Raw genomic sequence first — 7015 nt, forward strand, 5'->3', positions numbered from 1 at the left:
CCAGGAGTTAGATGATGAAGCGTAACAATTATCAAAAAAAATATCGATTTAAAGTTCTTCTTGGTTTGCTATGGCGAAAAAATCAGTTTGTTAGCTTATTATTAACAGCATTTGCTGTTACTTTTTCTTATAATGTTTTACTTCAGGCTCAACCAACTTTAGCTCAAGATGCGATCGCTCATCCTACCTTAAACAAGAATATTCTTTACGTTAATCCTCAGGTGGGAGACGATTCTCAGGTAGGCAAAAAAACATCGCCCCTCAAAACAATTACCCAAGCTTTAAAACTAGCTGATGCTGGCAGCACAATTCAGTTGGCATCAGGAACATATAGCCAAAAAACAGGAGAAAAATTTCCGTTAGTTGTTGACAACAAGATTACGCTCCAAGGAAATCCTGAAAATCAAGGCTATAACACTATTATTGAGGGTGATGGTTATTTTATGAGTCCGACTGGTGCGGGGCAGAATATAGCGATCGCTGCTGTTGATGATGCAGGCGGCATTATAGGAGTTACCGTGATTAATAAGCATTCACGGGGACATGGTTTATGGATCGAGTCGGCTAACCCAAGGGTAGTTAGCAATACCTTTACCCGTAATGGCAATACTGGGGTTTCGGTTAACGGCAATAGTTCGCCAACAGTAGAAAACAATTATTTTTACAACAATTCTGGCAATGGCTTGATAGTTTACGGCACTTCTCAACCAAAAGTTATTGACAACACTTTTGAAAACACAGGTTTTGGGGTTAGTGTCGTGCAAAATGCTGCCCCAACTCTGACAAAAAACACCTTTGATGGCAATCGAATTGGTATTATCTTAGAAGGAAATTCTCAAGCTGTCTTGCGGGACAATGAAATCATCAACTCTAGAGAATCTGGCTTAACGGCGATCGCTCAATCTCAGGTTGATTTAGGTACTACTAATGAAGCTGGAAATAATATTTTTCGTAGTAATAGAAAACTAGACATTCAAAACGCTGCTGAAAATGAAATAGTTGCAGTTGGTACACAAACCCAAGGAAAGACGCAAGGCAATATCAATTTTGATAGTGGAGAATTTATCGCCCGAACCAATCCTACTCAAAGTAAATCTCTACCACCTTTACCTGATTCAGATCGACTGCCTGCTCGACTAGATTTACCTGCACCAACAGCGCCAACGGTAGATACTACTGCTAATACTTCTCTACCTGCACCAACAGCGTCAACGGTAGATACTACTGCTAACACTTCCCTACCTGCACCAACAACGCCAACGATAGATACTACGGCTGATGCTTCTCTGCCTGAACCACCTCCTGTAACCGATCCAAATACGGGGAACAAAGAATTGGTATTTACTACTTCGTCTTCTGCGCCTCCAGTCGAAACTACTCAACCTGAACCAGTGCCATTTCCGCCGGCAATCAGCAGTTCGTCTGTTAATCCAGTTAAATACAAAGTTTTAGTCGAAGCCATAAATGAAACCGAAGAAAACGAAGTGCGATCGCTTTATCCTGAAGCTTTTAAAACTGTATTTGAGGGACAATCACTATTACAAATAGGAGCGTTTAACAATTGGGACAAGGCTAAACAAGCAGAGCGATCGCTAGCAGATTTGGGTTTAGCAACCTATTTTTTGGAATAGGCTGGTTTTTTGAATCGGTTGCTAATCTGAAATTTTCTTTAATATCTCGATCGATTGCTGTTGTTGGTTAGCTAGCTGACTTTGGCAATTATCGAGATTTTTCATTAAGTCGTAACTTGGCTTTTGACTAGATACCAAAATACTTATCTTGTTAGTTAAATCACGCATGGTTGAATACATCAAATCGCGCTTCATCCCAGCAAGATCATAAGTTAAAGCCTGTATAGCTTTTGCATTAGATTCTATGAGTTGTTCTAGTTCGCTCATCTTAAAATAAAAGTTTAATTAATTGGTAATTAAAGTATAGTCATTGCTTTATTGGCAACAAACTAGTTTTTTTTAATTGTCGTCGATCGCGATCGCACTTGTTCTGGGTACTTTAAGTAATACTTGTGGCGAGGTATTTTGTACCTTGATTGACACCTATTTAAAAGTGCTAGCTTTACATGAAACTTTTATTATTAAAAACTTTATTACAACGTCGCGCCAGGGACGAAGGTTTTACTCTGCCGATGGTAATTGCCCTGGGGTTAGTAATGCTGCTTTTAGGAGCAGTTAGTATTACCACTGCCAATGAAGAGAATTTAACTGCTATAACTCAGAATTCTCGCTCCGATGCTTTGGCGATCGCTGAAGTAGGAGTTGCCCGATACAGAGAACTATTAGATCGCAATCGAATATTAACAGTATATGATGAGAGACTTCCCACAACAGGAGAAAAAGTAGCTGATATTCCTGTTACTAACGCGCAGACTAAGCTATGGGGAAGAACCGAGGTTTGCAGCAGTGACATAGCCAATTTTCGTCAAGGCGCAACGCCACAGGATATAGCTGATACTCAAGATCTTGATAATGATGGCAATACAACGGAAATTATTGGCTCTTATTCTTTAGTTTCTTATGACTATGTAAATAACATACCTTATGACAATACAAAACCCATAAATAAAAATAGTACTCCTCCTAATATTCCAGACACTAACAAAAACGGTGATTTCAACTTAACCAATGATGGAGCCAATAACGATGCCATAGGTAAATTAACAGTTAAAGGCACAGCTCCCGATGGTAGTGCAGCACAAATTCAAGTAGATATTCCAATCCGTATCAATCTAGCTGATATGACTAATCTTGCCCCTGCTTTATGGATTGGAAGTAACACTCCTAATTTAGGTAATTTAACTATTGGTAATGGCAATGTTGTAATTCAAGATTTACCAGTAACAACTGGTACTACGAGAGACGGATGTAGAAGCTTTAGCTCCTTAGCGTCTACAACACCAAGAAGACCAGTAATTAGTGATAGTCGCAGTATTCCTTCAATTCAGAAAATTATTGACAATGTTGCTAGTGCTAGAACTGCTCTTACTAAACCTACTCCAAGTACAATAAACACTCCCATTGCTAGTCCAGGACAACTGCTTTTTGGGGCTACTACCGATAAGCCATATAACCCAGATGCTAATAATACCAATTGCTTCAATATTAAATTATGTCGTTATTATTACGAATTTGGGTCTACTACTTCGGATTTAACTTCATTAGCTGTTCCAGCTTCAACTTTAGTAGATACAGATTTGTTAACTGACGGGATTGCCAGAACCACCTTGTTACTGAATCAACCACTTACTATTAACGCGATAGCTAAAAATGTAAAGATTGGTAGTACTAGTCCCGCTGCGAATGATTCCAATACTTTTGAAATATACGTTAATGGCAATAACAACATCACTATTAATGCTACTGGTCGAAATGTCACCATAAACGCTTTTATCCATGCACCTCAAAGTACTTTAACGATTAATGGAAGTCAAAATGTCGTTATTAATGGTTCTGTTTGGGTCAAAAACTTCGTTAATAGTGCATCTGGTGTAACTATTTCCCCAGATACGATTAGCAGAGAAGCAACCACCGATAATTCTTCTACTTCGGGTAAAGGTTACGAGTTTTATAGCACAACATCCAGCAGAACTGCCAGACCGATAACTGGTAGCCCAACTAACTGGAAAACGGAGGAGGTAAATTAAACTGTTATGAATAAATTATTTAAATTGAAAGCAATATCTTCTAAAAAGTCGCCTGAAAAGTGCAATTTGCTATATAGAAGCCCCCTAAATCCCCCAACTTTGGGGGACTTTCAATTATTCTCCCCCCAGAATTGGGGGGGTGGGGGGGCAAAAGTCAGGAAAAATCTATTAAAAATAACTATTTTAGAATCTTCTCGCAAAGAAGCAGGTTTTACTACCTTGGAAATTCTTATTTCGCTTTTAATCGCATTAGGGTTTGTTGCTGTATCCATGCAAAGTTTGGTCTATGCAATGGCAATGAAAGTACAGGCACAAGAAAAGCAACGAGCTAATGAATTAATCCAAGAAGATATTGAAAGGATTAATCGATTAGGTAGCACTTTACCCACACCACCTGTAGCAGCTACTTGTAATTCAACAAATTATGCGGGTGGTTATGCTCAGGCACTCTGGACGCTTATTCCGACTGCAACTCAAACCAAAACTATTATCAAAAAAGTTAAATCATCAGATGGTTCAGTTGAAACTGGTGGCAAGCAACTAGCTTTAAGACGTTTTCATGTTAGCAGCACCATTAATAGTAATCCCTATCGAACCTTAAAGGTTGGCTATCAAGTGTGGTGGGGCTGGGATGGTACTAACTACAAAAACAAAAATGGCGGAAATGTTGCTGTTGGAAATGAACCGATCGCAGAAACTTATGTGGAGATCATACCTGATGTTGCTTTACAATGCCCGTAAATCTAGCTCTGGTTTTACTTTAATCGAAATGCTCGTCACCATTACTGTTGTTGGTGTAATTGCTGCGATCGCTGCTCCAAATTTTTTGGGCATGCTCAATCGTAATCGAGTCAATAACGCAGCACAGCAAGTTGAAGGTGCGCTAAAAGAAGCTCAAAGGCAAGCTATGCGTAGAGGTAAACCATGTTCTTTTAATGTTAATACTACTAATAGTACTATTTCTGGTGGATGCTTGTTAAGCAATAGAGAATTAAACACCAATAGTTACACAATTCAACTAAACTCTAATACAACCACAATTACTTTTTCTGGAAAAGGTAATATAACTGGAACGCCTTCCCCAGTTTTAGTTGTATCTATTCCTAATGGCACAAATTTACAAAGATGTGTAGTTATTGATAGTTTATTGGGTTCTCTCAGGTCAGGAGACTATTCTGGAACTATCCCCACCACACCTGTATCTACTAGTTGTCAATAAATACAATTGTTTTATATTACCAGATTAATAAACTACAGAAGATAATAATTCTAATGCAAGCAAAAAAGAGCGATCGCGGTTATACTTTGCCAGAATTGATGATTACTCTGGTTATTGTTGGTATCATTGCTGCGATCGCTTCTCCTTCTTTTATCGGTTTATTTAGTCGTATTAGATTAGAAGGATCTTTGCAACAGCTATTAGGCGCAATCAACGAAGCTCAAAGGCTAGCTATGGTTCGGGGTAAATCCTGTATAATTAATATTGATCGTAATACTAATAATATTAATGCCAATGCGGGCTGTTTATTAAGCGATCGCACCATTAATAATGAAATAAACATCCGCAGTAACTTTCCAGGCGCAACACCTAATATTATTTTTTCCTATAGAGGCAGCACCACCAGAATGGGTACTATTGTCTTATCTTCAGATCATACAGACTCGCAAAAATGCTTTGTGATTGCCTTGGGTACTGGAATCAAAAGAATTGGTGATTATAATGGCAGTAAGACTGGTGTAGTTTCTAGCAGCAACTGCGAGACAGAATAAAACCACTTTTTCAAAATTAGTGCGATGCCTTCGGCTAGCTGCGCGATCGCTGTACTAAAGCAATTTTCAATAATAATTAGCCTATATAATTAGTCTATATTAGGTGCAATAGTCTTAACCAAATAACCGATTAACAAAAATGCCTTCATACACATAGCCCGAATTAAAGCGGACTCTGAAAGTAGAATAAAGAAAATCGTCAAGAGAAAAAAGTAGCTTATACTTGGTACGTACTAAGTACAGCAAATCTTAAAAATTGTGATTGAATCGTTTGTATGTAAAGAAACTCAGAAAATTTGGAATGGTAATCGTTCCTCAAAATTACCAGAAAACATACAACACAAAGCATTGAGAAAATTACGTCAGTTAGATGCAGCACAAACCCTCGAAGATCTAAAAAATCCACCAGGAAATAGATTGGAGTCAATGAACTACTCACACTAAATCTTTGATAAGACATGAGTTTCTAGCTTCGCTGGGTGCTGCATTACCTTGGTCTTTCGTCCTCGGTCTTGTCTTACACTCCCTCCACTAGCAGAGACGGCTGTTCCATCCGTCTTTATAATTCTGATACCTTCTGCCCTGATATTTCGGCTTGCTGCTTCATCACGATCATGGATTTTGCTACATGAAGTGTTCAAGCAAATCCATTCTCTAATACTCAAATCCATTTTAGGAGTTTGAGTTAGACAATCAGGGCAGATATGGGAGCTAGGAAAAAATCTGTCAATCTCAACTAAACGTTTATCTTCACGCTCTAGTTTGTAACTTAGAAAATTTACAAACATCCCCCATCCAACATCAGATATTGCGCGGGCTAATTTATGGTTGCGCACCATGCCTTTTACATTGAGGTTTTCTACCACAACGACTTTGCTTATCTGGGTCAGTTTTCTACTTAGCTTATGCAAGAAATCCTGACGGGCATTACTGATACGCGCATGAACCTTAGCTACTAATTTTTTAGCTTTTTGTCTGGTTTTACTCCCTTCTTGATGAAGTTGTTCATGGGGGAAAGCCAAGGCGCGTTTTGAGTGGGAAGCTTCCCACTCAAAAGCCGCCGTCCCAAGATCACACTTCATCGCTTTTTGTTTTCGAGCTAATTTCTGTTGTTTACGAGCCAGATTTTTCTCATGCTTCTTGAAATGTCTAGGATTAGCATATTTACTAGTCTTACTTCCATCATGAGCTATGCAAAAATCAAGGATTCCTAAATCTAAGCCGATTATCTTGTCACCGTTGCCAGATATAAAACAAGCTTCTAATTCATAAACAACCGAAGCAAAATATTTGTCTGAACTATCTTTGGTGACGGTAACTGTCTTGATTTTACCAACATAGCGACGATCAAATACTGCTTTTACTAAACCAATCTTGGGTAACTTTATCCACTCATCAATAATTTTTACTGACTGAGGAAAACCAACAGACTGCTTACCATGCTTGGATTTGTATCTAGGAAACCCAGCTCGTTTTTCAAAGAAGTTAATAAAAGCACGAGACAAATTGAGTGATGTCTGCTGCAATGATTGAGAATAAACTTCGCTTCTCAACCATTCATGCTCTTGTTTTAGATCGGGCAGCAAA

Annotated in this window: 8 protein-coding genes; 6 read left to right on the forward strand and 2 right to left on the reverse strand. The window is 38.5% G+C overall.

The features are described from left to right. Window positions 1–11: 11 nt before the first annotated feature. Window positions 12–1631 carry a DUF1565 domain-containing protein gene (locus V6C71_21750; protein HEY9771084.1) on the forward strand — a complete coding sequence of 540 codons (1620 nt, stop codon included), beginning with the start codon at window positions 12–14 and terminating at the stop codon, window positions 1629–1631. Window positions 1632–1652: 21 nt separating this feature from the next. On the opposite strand, the gene V6C71_21755 is transcribed toward V6C71_21750, so the two are convergent. Further along, a complete protein-coding gene (locus tag V6C71_21755; protein HEY9771085.1) occupies window positions 1653–1898 on the reverse strand; it encodes a hypothetical protein in 246 nt (81 codons plus the stop codon). Between the two features lie 179 nt (window positions 1899–2077). On the opposite strand from V6C71_21755, the gene V6C71_21760 reads away from it, so the two are divergent. The 5 genes from V6C71_21760 (at window position 2078) to V6C71_21780 (ending at window position 5872) form a co-directional block, all read left to right on the forward strand. Then, window positions 2078–3658 (forward strand): hypothetical protein, encoded by a 1581-nt coding sequence (locus V6C71_21760; protein ID HEY9771086.1) that lies wholly within the window; start codon window positions 2078–2080, stop codon window positions 3656–3658. 6 nt (window positions 3659–3664) lie between these two features. Continuing rightward, window positions 3665–4399 carry a type II secretion system protein gene (locus tag V6C71_21765; GenBank protein ID HEY9771087.1) on the forward strand — a complete coding sequence of 245 codons (735 nt, stop codon included), beginning with the start codon at window positions 3665–3667 and terminating at the stop codon, window positions 4397–4399. Then, complete coding sequence (locus V6C71_21770) at window positions 4377–4877, forward strand: GspH/FimT family pseudopilin (GenBank protein ID HEY9771088.1); 501 nt, start codon at window positions 4377–4379, stop codon at window positions 4875–4877. The genes V6C71_21765 and V6C71_21770 overlap by 23 nt, the downstream gene beginning before the upstream one ends. A gap of 53 nt (window positions 4878–4930) precedes the next feature. Next, on the forward strand, window positions 4931–5428 hold the full coding sequence (locus V6C71_21775) for a prepilin-type N-terminal cleavage/methylation domain-containing protein (protein ID HEY9771089.1): 498 nt from the start codon (window positions 4931–4933) through the stop codon (window positions 5426–5428). 258 nt (window positions 5429–5686) lie between these two features. Beyond that, the gene (locus tag V6C71_21780) at window positions 5687–5872 is read left to right on the forward strand and encodes a hypothetical protein (protein HEY9771090.1); all 186 of its coding nucleotides are present in this window, start codon (window positions 5687–5689) and stop codon (window positions 5870–5872) included. Here the strand turns inward: V6C71_21780 and V6C71_21785 are convergent. Next, a partial coding sequence (locus V6C71_21785; protein ID HEY9771091.1) for an RNA-guided endonuclease TnpB family protein occupies window positions 5869–7015 on the reverse strand: 1147 nt, incomplete at its 5' end. The genes V6C71_21780 and V6C71_21785 overlap by 4 nt on opposite strands.

The organism is Coleofasciculaceae cyanobacterium, from assembly GCA_036703275.1.
In the GTDB taxonomy this organism is placed as follows: Bacteria; Cyanobacteriota; Cyanobacteriia; order Cyanobacteriales; family Xenococcaceae; genus Waterburya.

Excerpts from the sequence above, each read along its gene's own strand:
- V6C71_21750 (HEY9771084.1), top strand. The coding sequence starts at position 12 with ATGATGAAGCGTAACAATTATCAAAAAAAATATCGATTTAAAGTTCTT.
- V6C71_21755 (HEY9771085.1), bottom strand. The coding sequence starts at position 1,898 with ATGAGCGAACTAGAACAACTCATAGAATCTAATGCAAAAGCTATACAG.
- V6C71_21760 (HEY9771086.1), top strand. The coding sequence starts at position 2,078 with ATGAAACTTTTATTATTAAAAACTTTATTACAACGTCGCGCCAGGGAC.
- V6C71_21765 (HEY9771087.1), top strand. The coding sequence starts at position 3,665 with ATGAATAAATTATTTAAATTGAAAGCAATATCTTCTAAAAAGTCGCCT.
- V6C71_21770 (HEY9771088.1), top strand. The coding sequence starts at position 4,377 with ATGTTGCTTTACAATGCCCGTAAATCTAGCTCTGGTTTTACTTTAATC.
- V6C71_21775 (HEY9771089.1), top strand. The coding sequence starts at position 4,931 with ATGCAAGCAAAAAAGAGCGATCGCGGTTATACTTTGCCAGAATTGATG.